The following is a 20,504-nucleotide window of genomic DNA, read 5'->3' on the forward strand; positions in this document are numbered from 1 at the left end:
CGGAATTGACCCGAACAAGACTTTAAATGCTAAACTTGTCAAAGAACTCCTTGGCTTGGCGGTAGATGCCGCTTAGCCTATGAATAATTTTTTAACGAACTATTGTCGTTATAAAAAGCGGTGATAATATCCTCCATGTAGCGGTCATCACGCATCGCTCCGCTGATAGTGTCATGCAGTACCTTACGGAACTTCTCAATCCACATCTGGATGTTGCTCTCGTTGCGTTCTGCGACACATCCTAACTGTGACTGACGAATCATAGCTTCGCTACTGATATGCACCTCCTGCCAGCGGCCGAAGTCAGGGAGTAGTTTGACATGGATGCTCTGATAGCCGTTCTCTTTGGGTGCGTCGATATAGTTGCTCATACTGCAATGCTTCTCCTTGAATCGGTCGGTTAGGATGCAGTAAATTTTCATCGCCATCTCCTTCTCGCTGAGTGCGGTCTGTGTCTCATCAAATACCACTTCTACAAAGTGACGGTATTTCAGATGGTTGAAATCATCGCCATATTTCTTCATCTTGCGCCACAGACTGAACGGACGGCGGTAATCGACATAGACACGGGCTTTAATCCCAGCAGCTGAGAGTGTCTCTTCAATCTGACTGCGGAAAGTTTCAAGATTCTCCTTGTTCGCCTCCACATGACGGGCGATGAGCGTTGAAATTTCCTCATATTCATCAGGGCAGCGGAACCGGAACGAGAGATTTTCCAACTCGGTCTTGATGTTGTATAGTCCGAGGCGGTTGGCAAGTGGAGCATAGAAATAGTCGGTCTCACCGGCTATTTTCATCTGCTTATCAGGCTTCATTGATGCGAGAGTGCGCATATTGTGCAGGCGGTCAGCGAGCTTTACGAGTATGGCACGGATGTCATACTGCATGGAGTTGAGCAACTGGCGGTAGTTGTCGAGTTGCTTAGACAGCTCATAGTCATGTGTGGGCTTCTTGGTCACCACGCGGACCAGGAACGCTACGTCGTCGCCGAAGCGATTGCGGATGTAGTCGATGGTGTAGTCGGTATCCTCTACCACATCATGCAGAAAACAGGCTATGACCGGATTCGCACCGAGCATGAGCTCCTCCGCCGCGATATTCGCCACCGCTATGGGATGTAATATATACGGTTCACCGGTTTTACGCTTCTGGGGAGCGTGTGCCTCCCGTGCCAGTTCAAATGCGGCACGGATTCGGAGCATATCCTCAGACGATACACGCTTTGCCATGACCTCGAAAACGCGGTCGGCTCGCTCCTGAATGATTCGGTTGTATTCGTTCTGCATGATAATGGTTGTCTTTAAGTTATCAAAGTTACTAAATTATACTGATGTATAGGAAAAATCCCATATAATCTTTCAGTTTACTTCCGAAAGATATTCCGGAAAAAGTCAATTATCTTCTCTCGGTTACGAAAGAGGATGTATGCGATGATAGCCGTCCATAATAGTCCCATCCCTGTTATCCCTCAATCATTTCAAACTCCACATATTCAGGGAACCATTTGTCGAGTTGGTCATCGGCTTTGGCCTCCATTTCAGGAGTGATATATTTCGACATCTTCTGAACGAGGACGGTGAGAGAGGCAACTTCGTCAAGCCAGCCGATAATCGGTATACGTTTGGAATCGAGAATGTCGATCGGGAGAATGAGGTAAGCCAATGAACCAAAGATTGCCCACTTGTCTTTTCGCGGAGTGTCTTTGCTCCGCATCACATACCACATTAGAAGAACGGGACGGGTTGCGGCGCGACCTGCCTTGCGGCTCCAGTTGCAGATGCTCTCCCAGAGAGCGTTGTAGTCAAGATTGAATATTGCCATGATGATTATATGTTAATTGTTCTTACATATATAGAGATACATGGATAGGTTAAATATATCAATGGTCTGTGCTTTTTTCTAAAATTGCAAATGGATGAGAATTGCCGAATAATTGTCATTGGCATTCTTTCTTGTAATCTCTTTTATTTGATCCAAGGAATCAAGGGTGTCTCCATCAATGAGGGCATCTTTAACGTCATTCCATCTCCCACAGCCATAAACACCGTCTGAACAGATGAATATCATATCGCCGATCTTCACCTCAATTCCTTTAATGTCCGGGATATAGCTGTTGCGACCAGTGAAGAAGGCTCGTGTGATTATTGGCCATCCCTCGGGAGTCAATGCTACATGGTCAGTTGACTGATAAATGATTTCATGATTACGTACAACATAGATTCTGCTGTCTCCACAATGAGCCAGCAACGCTTTGTTACCCTCAATAGCTGCCATTGCCATAGTCGTACCCATCTCAACTCGGGATTTGTTGTTATAGGCAATCATTGTCTCGTTGCAGGCATCAATGATTTTCTTCTCGCTGTCCTTGCGCTTGGGATTTTTTGTCCAGTAGTCACAGATATGCTCTGCTACGAGCTTACTGGCGACTTCTCCCAAATGGTGTCCACCCATGCCGTCGCAAAGTACGAATACCGACCGTTCTTGCTCCGGCATCTCTCTTACTGCTATATAATCCTCGTTCATACTACGTGGACCACATTCACTAAATAATCCGTGATATATTTTCATCTCAATAAGTTTCTTCATCGTCTTTTCTTAGTTGAGGTTTGCCTCTCAATATGCCGTTACGATCAAGTTGACCATACCAGTAGAAAACACTCATGCCGTCCGCATTACGGTCGGGATAGTGTTCCCGATAGTCGAGAGTGGCCCGAATATCAAGATAGTCGGTCTGACTCCAGCTGATTGTGCTGTCAAGTGTGCCATTTTTGATGATATGATTCATCGCCTCCAGGAAACACAGAAAGCTTTCTTGACTGAACATGCCGGCAGTCACTTTAAGGTCATAAGCGACATTCTTGCCTGAGAAGGTTCTTGCGAGAGCATATCTTATCGGCCAATCATTATTATCAATATTGATGAGCCTGTAGCCGTCATCACGAAAACCTTTCTTGGTAAGGAAGAGGTACCAGTTTAGTTTTGTGGGATTTCGTTTTACAATCTCCACATCCGGGTCATTTTCAAGCATGGTGCCTTGACTGCTTCCGGGCACAAGCTCCGGTTTCAGCATATCTCGGTTCTTCCTGAAAATGAATGTCTCAAACCTTGTCAAAGGTCGGTCAATCAACACTTGGTTCCGTTCTTCCATATCTCAGATAATTTTCAAGAAACTTTCTGCTCCGTTCATATTTAGCAAGCATTTCCATAAAGGAAAATAGTCCTTGGCTTGCGCCTTCCGGGATATATGTATAGCCATGATTAAATTCTTCCGGCAGCGAGACTTCCTCCGGGTCGATAACAACCATGTGGCAAGAGTCTGGTATGGCGGCGAGTAATGAAGCCGCAGGATATACGAGTATGGAAGAACCAACGACCACAAACCAGTCGGCTTCCTTCGTAGCTTTTATAGCTTCTCGCCATAGCCCGCTGTCTATATCCTCGTCAAAGTAAACGACGTATGGCCGCAGTTGCGAGCCGTCGGGTGCTTTGTCTCCTATATGAATGTCAGGATTGTCTCTGTCAATGGGGAAAGATAGAGATGGATTGGCAGAAGACGCATTTTTCAGTGCCTCGCCGTGAAGATAGATTACTTTTGTCGAGCCGGCACGTGTATGATAGTCATCACCGTTCTGGGTAATGACTGTCACATCAAAATCATTTTCAAGAGCGGCGATGATTCTGTGTCCCTTATTTGGCTCATGCTCCAGTATGGCCTGGCGCAACGGATTGAAGAAATCAAGCATTGCTTGACGCCGTTCCTTCACATCCCTGCGTTGCTGCCCATACCATGATTTGAGAGTCGCCACCTTCTCATAGTCAATATTGTTCCACACACCTCCTTCGCCTCGAAATGTGGGCAACCCGCTTTCCCGGCTCATTCCGGCTCCTGTGAAAAATACTATCTTCTTTTTCGTTACCATCTGTTTTCTACAATTATTTTGTATTCCTTGCGAATCCAGTCGAATATAAGTTGGAGTTCATACTTGTATGATTCAATTCTATCCAAGGAAGGATACAGACCGCCGAAAGAGCAAAGACCTTGCAGAAGGTCGGATGGCAGGAATATACCGGTCTCCTTGTAAGACCTCGTCAGCATGATCGCTCTCCCCAGGAACTCATGCCAGTTATGTCTGCGGCTTTTCCCCGGAGGCACAGCCCAATGCTCGGCATCCTGTTCGATACACCAAAGTTCACAGACTTCCTTGTCGAGCCGAGGCCAATCGACAATCAAGTCGTTCTTGTCTCTGATTTCAATGTTGAATCCCATAATCTAATCTTTTACGTTTACAAGTATGATTGCCTTTACTGCATTCCCAAGAGTGGAATCTTCAGAAAGACCCCATGTCACATCGCAGTTCTCAGGAAATCCCGAAATGAATTCGTTGAGATATTGCACCTCATAAACTGTCAGCGGACGCTCAGCCCCTGAAGAACGCATTACGTTAATCATGACAGATGTGGCACGATTGATTATCTCAACAGCCTCATCGGATGCGATGGCATTTTCGAGAGCATTTTTCACTCGGTCTTTCCATTCGGCGCGCCCTATGAATGAGTGTTTTTCTCCGTCGGTGTGCAGAAAATTCAGATAGTCATTATAGTCAAGTCCGATATATTGGGACTTGATATTCTCAAAGAACGCCGCGAAGTCAAACTGTTGGTGATGTTGTATGATATTTGTTGCCATAATGAAATGATTGGAAGTAGTCTGAACGACAGAATTGCCGTTCAGACTACGAAGTTAGTGATAGTGGTTGAGCATTAGATTAAGTTTCAATCTTTTTCACCGAAGAGAGGAGAATGTCATTTGTCATCGCCATCATCGAAGTAGTCGTCAGCCATCATTGAAGGAGCAATGTTGTTTGCGAGACGGTCAAACAAGCGCCCCCTTGCCTTATGTTCACGGGCAAACATGGCTGAAGTGCCCACCGCATCAGCTGAAAATGAGAGTGTGTTCGTGATGGATATTGTGGCTGCGACGGCCTCCACATCCTGATTGGCTCCTATGTAGGTGAAAATCCAGCCCTTGGATTTCATTGTCTCCACCAGTTTCTTGATTGCCGGGCCGTTATATTCCGTTGACGCATTTTCGTAGCCGTCGGTGATGATTGTGACGAGGACCGCGTCGTCATCGGCCACACTCTTGCGGAGGGCGTTGATTGCGTTCCCCATGGCATCATAGAGAGGTGTGCAACATGAGGGAACATACTGCTTGTCGGTCAGTTCCTCGACACGCTCCGCCTCCACTTTGTCGTAGATTGTCTTGACTTCATCCGAGTTGAACGACACCAGTGACACAAGGTGTTCCTGCTCGGGATGCTTCTTATGGGCAGCACGTATGGTCTGAACGGTTTCATTCACTCCGTCGATTGCCTGCTTCTCGATGCTGCTCATTGAGCCACTCTCATCAAGGATAATCAGATTGAATACTCTTTGTTTCATAACGTTGTATTTTTATTCGTTTATTTTTTCTCCTTTTGCATTTACCATGATACATTCGCCGGTTTCAGGGATCTGACACTGATAAACTCCCGGGGCTACCGATTCTATACTTGAGTACAGAGGTGGAGTGACAGGAATTCCGGCACGGTTAATAAGTCCGTAGTAGTTGTTGGCCGAATAGCTCATCATATTGTCAACCGCTTTCTTCTGGTTTCCCTCTTCGTCAAATTCATTGATATAGTATGCAAGATGGTACACTTCATCGAACACGAAATCGTCAAGGATAGCCCCATCGTAATCATGTCGGCTCTGAGAGTTGTCAGCTTTCACAACTGTGATACCGTTGTCGGAATGAATAAATACATTCTTATACTCCATAGGGATTACAAAGTGTCCGTTTGTACCGATGACACCCCAGTTGTCATTATCCATGGCGTACCACATATTCTTAGCTCCGATATGAATATCTTCATGTTCCGGTTGGAATGCCCATTTGCCATTTCGGTCAAGAAGCCCATACTTTCCGTTCACCGGAATAGCGGCATAATTTCCATGATAGACGTAGCGGTCATATCCGCGTTCCCTTGCAAACTTACGGTTATGTATCGGCTTACCCGAATGATCTATGAAGTATACGGAATCACCCTCGCAGACTCCGGCAACACCGTCCGTGAACGACCACGCCGCGTCATACTTGAAGGGAATGACAGTCTCTGCCGTATAACGGTTGACAAATCCGCGTTTGCCGTCTTTGGCGACAATAATCAGGCTGTCACCGTCTTCAGACACAGCAATCCAGTCAATGCCTTTGATTATCTTAGCTTTGGTTCGGGAGTCATAGATATATGACTTACCCTCGTTGTAGCCGTTGTTACGGTATTTGAAATTGGGACTGAGGTTTGAATCATAGCGTTCTTCCCATGATAATCGGTTATAGCTACGTCTGATGACCTCATCATAGAAGGCGTAACCTATCATACAAGTAAAGGCAACGATGCACACAGTTATTACAGCCCATATGACACGCCAGAACGGAGTTTTGTACTTAGGGTTAAGACAACGCCCAACCCAACAGATTGCCTGCCAAACACCTTGCCAAAGGTTTGCAAGCCATTGCTTGAAAGTGATTATTTTTTGTGACATGATATCGTTGGTTTTGTATCTTTATAGATAGAGAGTGCTCTGCTTTTCCTTTCTATCCCGGCAATAAACATTTTTGTTGTCTATTTGTCAAAACTAGCGGATGGGCAATGAAATGTGTCACTGCCCATCCGCGATATGGGTTTAATAATCAGATTGCGAATTTATATATTCAGTTCGCTATGTGTAGGATGTATATTCCTTTATGGTTGAGCGTTATGTCTTGATTATGAATTGTCGTAATCAGGACTCCGTTTGTATCGTAAATCCGACCAATTTACGTTTTGCGGTAAACGTCCCATAAAAAATTAGAGTGCCCGAAACTTCGGACACTTAAGAAAATCATGCGCTTTATGTGACGTTTACCATTGTGTGCCCTACCTATCACTGAAACTATGTTCTGATTGATACTTTAATTGCATTATAGCTCTCCAGTGTTTCAATCGAGCTTGTAATGCCATTGCTGACAAATACAGCATTTACTACGGTACTCTCTTGAAGCCCCGGAAGAGAAATTTTAGTCCCGTCAGCTTCAATAGGCTGGTCGTTACCGTTTATCTGAACTGAGTGTACTGAATGTTCCTCATCAGGTATTATGTTGTAAGTTATCTCATTTAGCTCTGTCGTATCAAGATTGAAGGATTTATTGGGAAGAATAACGGAGTGCCAATAATGCTCTTTCCTATTTTATCAAATAAGCCCATGATAACTAAGGATTATTTTCGTTTTGATTTATTGTAACCTATTAAAGCCATTATGGAATCAATCTCCGCAGCATCCTCCGAGGATAGAGTTTCCGTCCCCTTTAATCGTTTAATCTCTTTTCTTAAAAATACTTCTACTTCCACCCTCATTATTGCACAGTGAGTATGATCTCTTTTAAGCAAGTTCCCTCTGTAGGTATAATTACACGCAATACAAGTAGGGCATGATGAAACATAAGGACAACCATAACATTCCGTTTCAAAAATATCTTGATTCCCTTCTAAAACACATGTGTTTAAAATTTCTAATTTTTGCTTGCTTAAAACCAAAGGCGATAAGATATGGCAGTTGTATGACTTCCCATCAGTATCAAAAATTAATGAACCATTCCCAACTCCACAAATTTGTATTTCCTTTGGCGGATTTTTTAAATTCTCAGCATATTCATTGAGGTCATGTTGGAATTGGGTAATCAGAGGCATATGGGGGTTGGATTCATAGAAAGAGAGCAACTCATGTAACTGCTGTTTATAAAGCGAAATACTTTCCTCCGACCATTCATCTTCTTCAAAGGCTACATTTGGATGAACAAGAGCCTTTTTCTTCAAAAGATATTTAATGCCTTCCGCCATATATCCAACAGACTCTTGATTGATAGTCATTTGAATTGGCTGATTCGGCCAAGTCTTAACAAAATAATCAAGATCTATTGGAGCTGTAGTCCTATTAATCTTTTGTGCATAGGGGATCCCATCATAGCTCAATCCAAGAGTAAGTATCTTACGATGGGCGAACAACCATTCCTTCAATTCTTTTGTGAGGAGTGTCCCATTCGTACTCCCAAAAAATCTGTAAGGTCGTTGCCATTCTTTTTTCTGAATCCATTCAACCAAAGGAATAATGACATTAGATGCAAGAAGTGTTTCTCCTCCCATGAACTTTATATCCAACAGACCACCTGCATCTAATAAAAATGGCTCTAGAATAGACTGAGCCATCTCTAATGTCATATCTTTTTCCCGCTTTGTATGAATATAGCAATATTTACAATCCAGATTACAACGATAAGTCATCAATAACCCGATTGAACGATCACTAATCTCTTTTCGAGAGGGTGTATCCATCTTATTTTGCGCTCCCCATACAATAGTCGCAATCTGTAGCCCCTTGACATCCATGTCTTGTTGGGCACCATTTATGTCCAAATGGTATTTGACTTACAGATTTCGGTCTCTCAATACCTTCGGCGCGTTTATGAAGCTCTTCAGCCTCGTTCTCCATCGTTTCTTCTGAAGTCCATTCAGAAGATTCATATTGAGACTGTGAAACAGACTGACAAGTCTCTTGCTCATCAAAATCCGCATCTCTCCATAGGAAGTCGTCATCCTCTATGTTTTCTTCGAATGTGGGTTCTTCAGATTCGTCCCATTCGTCAAATTCTTCTTCCATAATCGTTGGAATTTAGTGAGTTAGATATGATAAGGTTTCTTGAATATTGCCCATGATTTCCTTATAGAGGGATTCGGTATCTTCTCCTTTAGAATAGCGCTCCATAAATGCGCTTAGAGACCGGCCTAAAGAATCAGTAAAAGTTTTGAGCCCTTTGGTTACAGAATAGGAAACCAGGATTTGGATTTTTTCTTCTCTTGAAGTGCCTGCTGGAACATCCAACTTTCTAGATGAAAGGAGCTGCCCAATCATACCATCTGGAAGTATGACTTCTTTAGAGGTCGGTTGTGGAGTTAACACAATATCATTGCTTGATTCGGTTTCGACCAGATTGTAGAGTGCGGCCGAATCAACAGCCTTGTCTGCGAAATATTGAAGCGTTTCTGTATATGTTCGTAATTCAATATTTTTGAGGAGATTTGAAAACGAATTTGCATCGTGCAAGGGGGTCTCGAATTGCTTAAACAAACTTTCGATAGCCATAAGGTTATAACCTTGAGTGAGGTTTTCTCTCGGTGGACAAGATGAGCTTGAAGGTGTTGTCATCATCGGTTTGGAGAATGTCGCCTTATGAGCGGATGCTGACTTGCGAGAGTCAACACCCGCTTTCGATTTGGGTTTAGAAATAATTTCCTTAAATCCAAATCCAGCGGCAAAACCCAGAGCGACGCTTATGATTATCTGGATCATATCGTTCATTTCATTAGATTCTTGATTTCAGATAGGAGCGCCTTATATACGCCTTCCTCTTTCTTCAAATTGGTTAGGTGCTCTTCTTCTGCCTTTTTCTCTCTCTCGCGTTCTGCAGGAGTTGCAGACAAGGCATTTAAAAGTTCCGACCTTAGCGATGATAAAGTCGGCAACATTGTAGAAGGAGTCCCAAGCGAATTAGCTCTCTCCTGATAAGGAGCAAGTAGCTCAGAGATATATTCATCATTGAAATCATCCTCAAATTTTTTCTTTAGGATAGCCCAATGATTGAGATTCCCGTCGGGAAGTTCTGTTATTGAATGAGAACTTATCAGGACGTTTAACTCATCAATTGTTGAGTTCATTGTCGTAGTAAGACTATTTACAAAATAGTCACCTTGACTTTTGGTAATATGGCTACTTACTAAAGAAAGACGCAGCTTGTTGACATAGGCGATAGATCTCGTCCTAAGGGAGCTTTTTAATGCATCTAATGCATTCCTGATATCATTTTCATAATCCGAAACGAGCAGATTATATTGTCCGAGATTGTGTTTTGTCACCCCGGAAGAAAAGAACGACGGATCGGGATAATTTGACTCGTTAAACTGGTCCTTAGCCTTTGAAGACCTTGTATTGCAAAGAGTCCTAAAGGAAGAAGAGACCTCTGAGGATAATTCCGAAGATAAATTGTTTACCAGGATATTAGCTTTTATACCGTCAAAGAAGGCAGCAACAGCATCCTTCTCTCTTTCTGCGGATTCGACCTTTTCTGATAGAGTTTTAATCTTGCTTTCCGACGTGGATATTTCTTCTTGAATTGTACGTATAACTGCTTCGAGTTTCCCTTTTAATGTGATAAGAGGAGCTTCCATTAGGTAGCTCGCACTAGATTTTGAAATTCTATCGATATGCGAGACGACCTCTTCGATATTGCTTATCTCTATAAGCTTTTTATCGATTGTTTCTCCATCGTCTAAGGATGTCAACTCCTCGTATTCCTCCTCAAATTTAGATTTATTGGATTTGAAGAAAGGAGATTGATTTTTTGATGGAATTTGGCCACATAAAGCCATCAGCGAACTTGTCATCAAAGACGCTGATTTCGACATTATGGTAGCCACATTAGAGTTTTGCGGTATCTTTTTTAGATATTCGTCTCTTCTTTCGATGAAATAATCCAGTTGGTCGTCCCATTCAGATAGAGGTAAATGAAGCAGGTCAACTTTGTTGTATACATCGATTAACTCTGAAATGCCAGCATATTCAATTTGACTGCTCAGTAGAGAGGCATCAACTTGATCATATCCATTATGCGAATGCACGAAAATCAGCACATTGCAATTGGCTAAGCATTTCTTAGTTGTATCTCCACGAGAAGATATTGGGTCGTTGAATCCAGGAGTGTCAATAATGGTGATTCCCTTTAGGGCATCAGCATTGAGTGAAATCCTAACACATTTTGCCAAGCCACTTAATTTCCCAGAAGTCGAAACAAATTCGGTAAGCTCAGAAATGGGCACCGTTATTTTACCTTTGGTCATCAACTGCTCGTAATTGTTGGGAAGAGATTCAAGAACTCCTTTTGCACTTTCTATTAACTGAGTTTCAGATTCATCAGAAGCCACCCGCGAAGCCAAGACTCTAAGTGCGTCAATGTCTTCCTTTGTCAAAAGTTCAACCTCAGCTGCATTCTCTTCCCCATATGTGATTTCGGTCAGAGTAACAGTAATGGGCTCACTTCCAGAAGGAAGGATATTATCGTTAAAGACGAAGGCGTTGACTAGCGAAGATTTCCCCGCCTTCATCTTTCCTACGATGCCAATTCTCAAATTGGATTCATCGAAGTTCTGGAGAAAATCGGTTTTCTCCGCATCGGAGAGTCGGTCGTGCTCAGTTAACTTGAGCAAGGCAGAATCCACGATGCATCTTATTTTCGCTTTCTCTATCATTAGTCCTCAAATATAGATTTTATCTCCTTGATTTCGGCAAGTACTTCAGAAGCACGGTTGATTTTACTTTGTAATTCACCCATCTGACCTATTTTCTGACCATATTCAACTAGTTTCTGAAAGTCAATCCTGTCGTATGCTTCTCCCATCCTTTGCAATGCACTTACGACTCCGTTAAAGTCGCTTGCCATTGCGCCAGAAGCTCCACCGCAGAACGTTGCACCGCTACAACGATTGTTGAACGTGTCTGCCATGTTATTTAGCCTGCTGACACAGCTATTGCAGGCGGAGCCATATTGATTCTGCGAATTCTTGTATGTATCGGCAATTTGGTCTGTTGCGTGATCCAACTCATTGTGTGCTTCTGTGAGCGCTTTCTGGAATCCTAATACTACTTCCTCGAACTTGAGTACAAGGGCATATATATGAGCATAGGGATTATATACCTCATATTCCTTAATCACTTCATTGAGTTTGGATGTAACCAGCTTTTTGAAGCTGGCTTGCATCTCTTTATCTCTTCCTAAGAGGAAATAGGCTTTGACATCTACATTTTCCTTACGGAAAATATCACAGACTACCTTTTTAGAGCCATCAAGAGATTCTACATCGTCTGCAAAGGAGAGAACGACATATATGGGCTTGTCAGCTAAATTCTTTTTAATGAAATTCAGATCCTCTTTCGTGACGGATTCTGTCAAGTTAATAAACCAAAATATAGCATCACATGAGGAAACGGCTTTCATTGTAGGCTCAGAGTGCTCATTCGTTGAAGAAAGACCCGGAGTGTCAATGAACGTCAAGTTCGAGAGAACTTTATTTTGACTCTCTTTTACAAGATAATCAAAAATGCGAGCAAACGGGAAGTTGCGAATGCCTTTTGCGTAGTCGAAGAGTTCTCCGTCCTTGAGACTGATGACTTGAGATTTACCCCCTTTGTCAACCACAGTCAGTTTATCGGTGTTGTTACCGTAAACCAAATATGTTGCGAGAGCAGTATTCTCTCTATTTCGCGTAGCGAAATTTTCATCAAAAATGAGGTTTAGAGCAGTGGTTTTGCCTGAGTTAAAATGGCCCATGAGACCAAGAGTGAGTTTGTCCCTCAACCAAGGCTTATCCATTTGAACCTTCATGCGTTCAATTGTAGCATCGATGTTTTGCGCCACGAAAGATCCAAGGTCGAAATCGTCATTGAGGATATCTAGTTTATAGACTTCTTCAATCATTCGGGTAATCTTCCACTTAAGAGCATCACAATACTGTTCGTTATTCTGGATGTCCTCACCTTTCTCTTTCACAACGCCGTTGAGAAGAGCGGTCAACTGCTCATAAAAAGCAAGTTGCTTCTGAAGTTTGAGTAGTTCTCTTTCGTTCATTGCCTGAGTTGTTTTTGTATGTTATTTATCTCTCTTAAACGAAGTATTGTAGCCTTATGCAAGTCTCCTTCGGTATTACCATTAAGCATACGAATATGGTCAATAAGTTCACTTGATTCTTCTGAATTAGGATAGGCAAGCCTAAGATTACCGGCCAATGTTAATTCTATATCAAGGGCATCCTTTAGGCTTATGATTGCTTTTGACAATGCAGAATTAGTTATCGTCTGGTAAAAAGAGGTTAAATATGGAAGCATAAACGGAATATCTCGATAGGCACTAATTAGCGTGGGCAGCATAGGCTTTGTCCCGTATTCCATAAGATGATAGCCATCAGAGTACATCGCCGCCACAATTGAAAAGACTTCAGACACCACTTGAGTAAAACGTTTTCGGACGGCAACGTTTATCTCGAATGGAGTATCAAGCATTGAAAGGAGGTATTCCTTTTCATTGTTGCTTAATTTCCCAGACTTTTCAGACAACAATGATATTATTTTTTCATTTTTCTTAATTGCTTCACTACTGGGAGGAAGATCAACCTTTTTTAACGTATTGGCTAATTTGCGATTTTCGGATGCCAAAAGACGGTTATATAACCCTGTTAAATCTAACCACCCAAAATCAAAACCTACTGGGTATGTTAGGCTTTCACCTAATCCCCAGGACCAGATTTTAAAGCGAACGACGTTCCCATTGTGTTGGAATTCGGGGACAAACACCATGACAGGTTGGCCCTTCATGCCTTTAAATAAGTAATTTATAGAAGCATCATTGACTGGAATATCTTCACGCCATGCTCCTATCTCAGATACAACTGCGTGTTCACCGTTGGAAGAATAGTTGTTAACCAAGAACATGGACAACTCACAATTTATAGAAGCAGCCTCCGGGTGAGCGTTATCTTTCAAGGCGGAGATGAAACGAAGAGGCACTATTTCCATTTTGTTCGGGGAAATAATGGTCTTCAGTTTGCATCCCTCCAACATCTGAGAAGTTTCCTGATAAATTGGTTCGATAGCTAACGGAGAGTCAAAAGGATTTCTAAGCGGCCAGCAGTCTCTTAAGAATGTACGCATATTTGCATCGGTGCATGCCCGGAAATATAGACTTTCAGCATCTTTTCTGCGGGCCTCATTCTGTATGCGCATTTCGGAGATACGCCTTTGATGTTCGGCCTCAGAAATCTTAAGTTTTTGCTCAAGATTTCTTTCCTCCTTCCGTATATCTCGTTCCTCTTTTCGGGACATTATTCGACGCCCTATCTTTGTCTCATTCTCAAAATAATCCTGAGCAATAGGGCCGGCAACTCGGCCTATCATACCTCCGAGGAGTAAACTTACTATCGCGCCCATAATACAATCAATCAAATGTTATCATAAAGTTATCCGAGTCAGCCCAAGCATCTGCAAATTGATCGAGGTCATAGGGCACTCCTAATTCTCCAGTCCCAGGGTCAATCAAATTAACCCAGCCAGACGAAAAATCATCGTTAAACTCGATACCTCCTACAATTAGAGCATGGTCAGCTCGGGGGCCGCTGATTAAATCCTCGAATATTTCATCAGGGCCGGGATTCCATAATTCGCCAGAATCAACTCCAACTATTACAGGATGGCCTTTTGAAAGCTCGCTGACTAGATTATATGGAGATCCGTGAAGTTGTTGATGAACAGAAAGTCCATGAAGTTCTAGTAAACTCCCCACTTTATCGGATGGCGTCCCAAGTTCAGGTGTGTACCATCCGTTTTCAATCGCTTCATCACGCAAAACGGCTTCGTCAACCTCGATTCCTATTGAATTTAGAACGATTTCTTGTGATTTAATTGCACAGGAATCCGCATAACCTTGATGTATAGCTTCAGAAACCTCATTTAAGGTCGGAAGGCCAAAGAATTTATTTGCATTCTGAGTATTCATAACTAAAAATTTAGATTGTCAATATCTTCAAGATCGTCGTTGATTGACGAATCTAAATCTATAGAGTCCTCTGATGGATCATTTCTATCAACAATAGAAAATCTTTCTGGATTATTGAATTCGTCCAGCTCGGAGGATGGTTCTTCTGAATCTTCCCACATTGACGTTTCAATGCAAGCGACCAAATTTTCTGTTTCTTCACCCCAAGACATATTCTCGGAATCAGAAAGAGATTCAAATGCAGGATTATTTATTGGCAAATCAAATTCCTGTAATGTGGGAACTGTGGCTAATGGACAATCTGCTGGTAATGAACGAGCATCATAAATGAGATGGGATAGATAAGCATCAGTTTGAATGATCGATGAAATGTTAGCTTCCTCAAAGAAGTCAAGGTTGCCTTCCATATAGGCGCCAAGCATTTCTTCAGAGACGGGGAGGTCTTCGATGCGGTCTAATTTACTTAGTAGTTCTTCATTAATCATATCAGACCCTCCTTTCTGAGAATGTTACAGAATTGTTCCTTGGCTCTCTTGTGGGTGTTGTAGTAGTTGGCCATAGTCAAGCCGAGGAGGGCTGCTGTCTCTTCGTTGGTTTTTTCATCGACATAGCGGTACTCAATGAGCTTGCGATAGCGTTCATTAGGCATTGAAATGAGTATTTTATTCAAATCGTGCATGTCGAGATTTCTTGTTTCTGACACTAATGAGTTGTCATCTGGCAGTTTTCTATCACCACCGATTTCATTTGAGTCTGTTGTCTCAATTTTGCGGGTGTAAAGTTGGTGACAATAGTTTTCGCTAACAATCTTCAGCCACATGGTTAGAGTGCATCGAAATCCGAAACCGGCGAGTTTTGAAACATGAGTATCCTTGTGGGGATACATGATATAGACGTAGATTTCGTTGATGAACTCAAAACAGTTGCCGCAATCGGTATAGTATTTGTCGAAAACCGATTTGAACAAGGGATAGCATTTCCCGTATAGGAACTCTTTCGTGATGACAGTGTCCCTATTTAGAATGGCCTTGACTATCTCTTGGTCGGTATATGTCACGATGTCTGGCATTACTATTTTCCGTTTGCAGTACAAGGCATCTCTGAATAAGAGATACGGATACGCCATAACTACTTGCAGTTAAACAAATTGATTAGGATGTCATTTGAAATTTGCTAAACATCAACGGCTTCAGAAGGCTACAAAACCGCGTGTCCGGTCGAAAAAATCTTAAAAATTCCTTTGTCATGTCGCGAATTATGCTTAATTTTGCGACATTAAGGTATCTCTTATTCAGAGATTGGGATTTTTTTCAAACAAATCAGCCCCAATCTCCCGAATAGGGAAATCAGGGCTGTAATTAAAGACTTTTAAGGATTAGGGCGTTAGCCTTATCGACTACGGAGGTTTCCAGCGAGGCAAGATAGATTTGGGTGGTCGCTTCGGAATCGTGTCCCATACCTTCGCTGATTACACTGAGGGGTATACCTTTTGCTTTGGCGGCCGAGGCCCAGCTGTGACGGGCGCAGTACATTGTTAGGGGAGAGAGTACACCGACTTTCTCTGCGACCTTCTTCAAGTGGTGGTTGATACTCTCGTTGACATTTCGGACACGACGTCGCTGATTGCCCTCTTCCTTGGTAATGATAGGCAGCAGATATTGTGTGGGGTTCTCCTGGTATTTATCGAGAATCATCTGCATCTCCTTAGTCCATTCTATTGTGAGTTGCTGACCGGTCTTGCGGCGGCGGTATGTCACGCGACCATTTTCGAGGTCAGTTTTTCGGAGATATGCCATGTCGATAAAGCTCATGCCACGAAGATAGAAGCTCATCATAAACATATCACGGGCGAAGTCTGTCTTGGGACTGAGCGACAAATCCAAATTCTTGATTTTTTTGATGGTGGGAAGATTCAGTGCTCTCTTTATCGTTTTCTCCGCTCCGGTAAAGACCTTTCGGAAAGGATTCCGGTTCTCGATAACCTCGTTATCCACTGCATTGTTGTAAACGGCGCGGAGGATACGCATATAGAAGGAAATGGTATTAAGCGTGTTGCCTTTGTTTTTGAGATGTGATTCATATGTCAGCATCGTATCGGAGATAATGGCATCGAGCATTATGTCCTCATTGTTACGGAACTTCTTGAAACTGTTTAATGCCGCCTTGTAGGTTTCTGCCGTTCGGAGTTGATTGCGCTGCTTCAATGTGACAATCATTGACTGCATGAAGTTGAAGAGAGAATACTCGTTGGAATATCTTGCAAACTCGTCTATCACATCGTCGGCTGTGTAGGTCAGGCCGTTGGCATCAAGCTTGCGGTCAATTTTCATCAGTCGCTCAACATCCCAACGGATGCGCTCGCGTATTGAGAGAATGAATGATTTGCGCTCGCTCTTCTGCGTGGTCATGACCATTGAGCGGGATTCATCCCACTCCGATGGATATACTTTGTAGTCTGAAAGGAGTTGTCGCACCTTCCTTTCGTGGATAATCTGATAGTAGATTGTTCCCTCGTGGTCAGCGACAGTTGAGGGACGGAACTTTACTTTTATCGAAGCCATTTGTTTTGGGCGTTTTGATTTGTCTATAAGATACAGCGAAGGGATACACTCCGAAAAGCGCATCCCTCCGGCAGCATCATAATGTGTTGATTTTACGGAATATATAAGGCTGCGAACTCTTGACAGCGACGTTTATATAGACCTTTATGGAATTTGCCCTTATATTTGCAGTGGGCAGTGTATGACTTGAAAATATTACGGTCTCCGGCTTTCAGTTTGCGATAGACCGAGCTTTTCATTACAGCCCCCGGGCCGATATTGTATGATAACACGCCTAAAAGCAGAGCATCCATTGGCTTAAACTCATTGAAGAGAGCGATGAACTTGTTGAGGTCTTTGCGAAGGAGCGCATCAGCCTCTCTTTCACTCATCTTATAGCCACGAAAGTATTTTTCTCCGGGGAGTTTTCTGTGACCGTATCCGAGGTATGGCCAATGCTTTCGGGAGTCATGCAAAGTCTCATGGTACTTTATGATTAGTACAGCCCGCTCATAAGGAGGCAGCTCCATTATCGACCGCTTTGCGGCAAAGGCTGGTGTAGTGACCGCAAGGGTCACTAACGTCATGAGAAATATCAGGATTCTTTTCATAAGCCGATAGGTGTTATGGTTCCGGGATTGACGGGGCTAATAATGCCGGGTGTTGTGTCGCCGACATCATCACTGTCCTTACTATTGAACTCAAAAGTCTGCTGCCACGGGGTTGAGTTGAAGTTATCCTGAATGACCACGAGGAACTTGTGTGCCTCGGATGAGTTGGCAGTGTAGTTGAGGCGGAAAGTCTTGCTTTCAAGAAGCACGCGGTCGTTGTTGACCAGCACGGGGCCGTCAACAAGTTTGAGGGTGCCTTCGCCGTCATACTGGAAGTAACGGATGGTGTAGAGGGTGTTGGCATAGTTGCCTTCGGGCTTGATCTCGAAGCGAAGTTCGACGGTTTCGCCCTTGGTGATTTTGTCGCCGTATGGCATGACTTCCACCGTGAACGGATAGGACTGCTGCACGTCGAGGTCGTCGGAACATGAGGTCAGGGATATAACGATTGCGAAGAGTGCAATCCAGAACCCGAAGAAACGGGCGGGAGTGAGGCGGGTTTCGCCGATTTTGTTGATGATTGTTTTCACGATTTTCAGAGTTTGAGTTTTGTTGATTTTTTCGGATAGAGCGACATGAGGTAGTCGTTCAGATCCTTGTGATTGGGATAAAGTGCAGACTTGTCCATGACCTTGTCGCCGAACTCCCTGCGGAGTCTGGCGAGTGCCGCGCGACCGGCGGTGTCATTGTCAAGATAGCACTGGATAACAGTATAGTCACCGAGGGCTGGGATTGCCTTTTGGAGATTGGAAACAGAGTTAAGCACGATAGTGTCGAGGCCATCGTTATAGCCGAGGCGTTCCGCCGAAAGGAAGTCGATGAAGCCTTCAAACACGTTACAACGGGCATTGCCGTTGGCAATCAGAGTGATGTGCTTGGGCGGGTAAGAACCCTTAAAAATTGGATTCCTCAACTCTAATCCATTGGCGTTATTGGGGAAGCCGACGGCATAATATCGCTTGCCATAAAGCTCATAGTCAACCTGCACACAGTAGCGTTGGGCTATCTCTTTCGGTATGCCTCGGTCGGCAAGATAGCGCAGCAAAACAGGCGACTCCAGACGCGACACTTCGATGTTCTCAAAGGTGGACTCTTCGACAAACGGTGTTGGCTTATAGGGCTTAGCGACCGGGAGGCGCATCTTCTCCGCGATGTAATCGGCTTGCCTCAAAAAGTCCGTTTCACCGGACATTTCTCCGGCAAGCGAGAAGATGTCACCACCCGCGCCCGTTCCGAAGTCAAACCACAGATTTCTCCGTGGATTGACATGGAACGATGGCTTTCTCTCACTGCGATACGGGGAGTAAAACCAGAGACCTTTCCTGTCGCGTCCGGTGGGCTGATACCCCAACTGATTGAGAAACTCGACAAGCGAGATTTTCCGGATTTCGTCGATGTTCATAGGCGCATCTTCCGTTTTGGTTTGTCAGGCTCCTGTTCCTGTTTGGGCGGCTCTACCTTCTGCTCGTTCCCTTTGGACTTCTCCAAAGCTGACATCTGTCCTGCGATATAGTGATTCAACTCCGACATATTGCATGAACCTGTCAGTTCATAAGCGAGGTCGTAGATTCCGCCGTATGCGCCGGACTTTGTATCACGCCAAAGGTTTGTCTCGGTGTTGATTACCATTGTCGGTTCGGGGTTGGCATCATATGGAGCATTGTATATGCGGAGATTGCCGTCAGCCGCTACCGGATGTTCCTGGCCTAACGCTTTCATAAAGTCAGTGAGTTTCACTTTCTTTATGTCGAGGTTGATAACCGTTGGCTCCTGAAGCTGTCGAGCCATTGCTGAAAGTCCGTTGCCCTGCTCATACTCGTTCATGTATTTGAGAATGAAATCGCGTGGATCTGTGTAGAGGTTGGGACTCATCTTCAGGGCGGCAAGGTCAATGATGTCGCCGCTCCGGTCAGTGGCATGGTCATACCATCGGTTTGCCTTGGTATCTATCACTAACATCGGCTCCAGGTCGTCGCGCTGCGGGGCATAATAGAGTTTCATGTCCCCGAAAGCCTTGACAGGCTTTTCGCCGAGAGCCGCCATGAACTCCGTCAGCGGGATATTCCTGATGTCATTTTTCGTGTATCTCATAGGCTAAAACTGGTATTTGAGATGTAAGCCATAGGCGAATAGGAAATGCCCAGTGTCATTGCCGAATACAAACCGTTCTTTGATGTGCGCACCGAGTACCACATGGTCAGAGAGATAGAAATCGGCTGACAGCGTTACTGCGCCGCCATAGATGAAGGTATCATCTGCTCCGATTGTAGCACCGTCTTTCAGTACATGTTTGCCCCAGTTGACCGTCTCATATCCAGCGAGTGCGGACACTCCACCGTAGAGGTGGAAAGTCTGCGAGTAGTCGCTGACAATGTGGAGATTGTAGCCGACTTCGCCGGTGAACTGAGCAATGGGAATGCGACCTTTCTCACCGTATGGCTTATAGGTCTGGAGATATTCGCCACCGAAAGACCAAGTGTTGGCGTTATCGCCCTTGATGACGGAGTAGAACAAACCAAAATTATAGCCACAGTTACGGGAGTTTCCGGCAAAGAAACCGTTTACCATATCGGCACGGACTTCAACCGCTGACATTCCGGGGAGGCATCGCTGGGCCATTGCCCGCCCTCCGAAGAGGGTGAGCATGGCAGCGATTATCATTATCGCTTTTTTCATAGT

General features: G+C 44.0%; 24 protein-coding genes. All 24 read right to left on the reverse strand.

Going from position 1 to position 20,504, the window contains the following annotated elements; translation table 11 throughout:
- Positions 1-77: 77 nt before the first annotated feature.
- On the reverse strand, positions 78-1,286 hold the full coding sequence (locus QGT73_RS09885) for an HD domain-containing protein (protein ID WP_280122346.1): 1,209 nt from the start codon (positions 1,284-1,286) through the stop codon (positions 78-80).
- Between the two features lie 175 nt (positions 1,287-1,461).
- Entirely contained in the window at positions 1,462-1,821 is a 360-nt protein-coding gene (locus QGT73_RS09890; RefSeq protein ID WP_123615370.1) for a YkvA family protein, read from the reverse strand.
- A gap of 78 nt (positions 1,822-1,899) precedes the next feature.
- A complete protein-coding gene (locus tag QGT73_RS09895) occupies positions 1,900-2,586 on the reverse strand; it encodes a PP2C family protein-serine/threonine phosphatase (RefSeq protein WP_123615371.1) in 687 nt (228 codons plus the stop codon).
- Positions 2,570-3,070: a hypothetical protein gene (locus QGT73_RS09900; protein ID WP_123615372.1), complete on the reverse strand. Its 501-nt coding sequence runs from the start codon at positions 3,068-3,070 to the stop codon at positions 2,570-2,572. The genes QGT73_RS09895 and QGT73_RS09900 overlap by 17 nt, the downstream gene beginning before the upstream one ends.
- A 49-nt stretch (positions 3,071-3,119) precedes the next feature.
- Positions 3,120-3,920 carry an SIR2 family NAD-dependent protein deacylase gene (locus QGT73_RS09905; protein WP_123615373.1) on the reverse strand — a complete coding sequence of 267 codons (801 nt, stop codon included), beginning with the start codon at positions 3,918-3,920 and terminating at the stop codon, positions 3,120-3,122.
- Positions 3,914-4,267 carry a hypothetical protein gene (locus tag QGT73_RS09910; RefSeq protein WP_123615374.1) on the reverse strand — a complete coding sequence of 118 codons (354 nt, stop codon included), beginning with the start codon at positions 4,265-4,267 and terminating at the stop codon, positions 3,914-3,916. The genes QGT73_RS09905 and QGT73_RS09910 overlap by 7 nt, the downstream gene beginning before the upstream one ends.
- Positions 4,268-4,270: 3 nt before the next feature.
- Positions 4,271-4,687: an FtsZ/tubulin family protein gene (locus QGT73_RS09915; protein ID WP_123615375.1), complete on the reverse strand. Its 417-nt coding sequence runs from the start codon at positions 4,685-4,687 to the stop codon at positions 4,271-4,273.
- A 116-nt stretch (positions 4,688-4,803) separates the two neighbouring features.
- On the reverse strand, positions 4,804-5,442 hold the full coding sequence (locus tag QGT73_RS09920) for a vWA domain-containing protein (RefSeq protein ID WP_123615376.1): 639 nt from the start codon (positions 5,440-5,442) through the stop codon (positions 4,804-4,806).
- A 12-nt stretch (positions 5,443-5,454) separates the two neighbouring features.
- Positions 5,455-6,420 carry a WG repeat-containing protein gene (locus QGT73_RS09925; protein ID WP_217939025.1) on the reverse strand — a complete coding sequence of 322 codons (966 nt, stop codon included), beginning with the start codon at positions 6,418-6,420 and terminating at the stop codon, positions 5,455-5,457.
- A gap of 878 nt (positions 6,421-7,298) precedes the next feature.
- Positions 7,299-8,411 (reverse strand): radical SAM protein, encoded by a 1,113-nt coding sequence (locus QGT73_RS09930; protein WP_217939026.1) that lies wholly within the window; start codon positions 8,409-8,411, stop codon positions 7,299-7,301.
- A gap of 1 nt (position 8,412) precedes the next feature.
- Positions 8,413-8,736 (reverse strand): hypothetical protein, encoded by a 324-nt coding sequence (locus tag QGT73_RS09935; RefSeq protein WP_124075918.1) that lies wholly within the window; start codon positions 8,734-8,736, stop codon positions 8,413-8,415.
- A 12-nt stretch (positions 8,737-8,748) separates the two neighbouring features.
- Positions 8,749-9,435, reverse strand: coding sequence for a hypothetical protein (locus QGT73_RS09940; protein ID WP_123615379.1), 687 nt, complete (start codon positions 9,433-9,435; stop codon positions 8,749-8,751).
- Positions 9,432-11,378, reverse strand: coding sequence for a dynamin family protein (locus QGT73_RS09945; protein ID WP_124075916.1), 1,947 nt, complete (start codon positions 11,376-11,378; stop codon positions 9,432-9,434). The genes QGT73_RS09940 and QGT73_RS09945 overlap by 4 nt, the downstream gene beginning before the upstream one ends.
- The gene (locus tag QGT73_RS09950; protein WP_123615382.1) at positions 11,378-12,754 is read right to left on the reverse strand and encodes a dynamin family protein; all 1,377 of its coding nucleotides are present in this window, start codon (positions 12,752-12,754) and stop codon (positions 11,378-11,380) included. The genes QGT73_RS09945 and QGT73_RS09950 overlap by 1 nt, the downstream gene beginning before the upstream one ends.
- Positions 12,751-14,109, reverse strand: coding sequence for a hypothetical protein (locus tag QGT73_RS09955; RefSeq protein WP_123615383.1), 1,359 nt, complete (start codon positions 14,107-14,109; stop codon positions 12,751-12,753). The genes QGT73_RS09950 and QGT73_RS09955 overlap by 4 nt, the downstream gene beginning before the upstream one ends.
- Positions 14,110-14,116: 7 nt before the next feature.
- Positions 14,117-14,674, reverse strand: a complete 558-nt coding sequence (locus QGT73_RS09960) for a cysteine peptidase family C39 domain-containing protein (protein ID WP_123615384.1) — start codon at positions 14,672-14,674, stop codon at positions 14,117-14,119.
- A gap of 2 nt (positions 14,675-14,676) precedes the next feature.
- On the reverse strand, positions 14,677-15,159 hold the full coding sequence (locus QGT73_RS09965) for a hypothetical protein (protein ID WP_123615385.1): 483 nt from the start codon (positions 15,157-15,159) through the stop codon (positions 14,677-14,679).
- Positions 15,156-15,743, reverse strand: coding sequence for a sigma factor-like helix-turn-helix DNA-binding protein (locus QGT73_RS09970; RefSeq protein WP_217939027.1), 588 nt, complete (start codon positions 15,741-15,743; stop codon positions 15,156-15,158). Before QGT73_RS09970 ends, QGT73_RS09965 begins: the two co-directional genes overlap by 4 nt.
- A gap of 289 nt (positions 15,744-16,032) precedes the next feature.
- Positions 16,033-17,235: a site-specific integrase gene (locus QGT73_RS09975; RefSeq protein ID WP_123615441.1), complete on the reverse strand. Its 1,203-nt coding sequence runs from the start codon at positions 17,233-17,235 to the stop codon at positions 16,033-16,035.
- A 92-nt stretch (positions 17,236-17,327) separates the two neighbouring features.
- Positions 17,328-17,825 (reverse strand): glycoside hydrolase family protein, encoded by a 498-nt coding sequence (locus QGT73_RS09980; protein ID WP_123615387.1) that lies wholly within the window; start codon positions 17,823-17,825, stop codon positions 17,328-17,330.
- Positions 17,822-18,346, reverse strand: a complete 525-nt coding sequence (locus QGT73_RS09985; RefSeq protein WP_371136764.1) for a DUF3872 domain-containing protein — start codon at positions 18,344-18,346, stop codon at positions 17,822-17,824. The genes QGT73_RS09980 and QGT73_RS09985 overlap by 4 nt, the downstream gene beginning before the upstream one ends.
- A 14-nt stretch (positions 18,347-18,360) precedes the next feature.
- The gene (locus QGT73_RS09990; protein ID WP_123615388.1) at positions 18,361-19,227 is read right to left on the reverse strand and encodes a toprim domain-containing protein; all 867 of its coding nucleotides are present in this window, start codon (positions 19,225-19,227) and stop codon (positions 18,361-18,363) included.
- The gene (locus QGT73_RS09995; RefSeq protein WP_123615389.1) at positions 19,224-19,916 is read right to left on the reverse strand and encodes a hypothetical protein; all 693 of its coding nucleotides are present in this window, start codon (positions 19,914-19,916) and stop codon (positions 19,224-19,226) included. The genes QGT73_RS09990 and QGT73_RS09995 overlap by 4 nt, the downstream gene beginning before the upstream one ends.
- Positions 19,917-19,919: 3 nt before the next feature.
- Entirely contained in the window at positions 19,920-20,501 is a 582-nt protein-coding gene (locus tag QGT73_RS10000) for a conjugal transfer protein TraO (RefSeq protein ID WP_123615390.1), read from the reverse strand.
- Between the last annotated feature and the right edge of the window lie 3 nt (positions 20,502-20,504).

Origin of the sequence: Duncaniella muricolitica, from assembly GCF_910574735.1 — a bacterium.
Classification (GTDB): domain Bacteria; phylum Bacteroidota; class Bacteroidia; order Bacteroidales; family Muribaculaceae; genus Duncaniella; species Duncaniella muricolitica.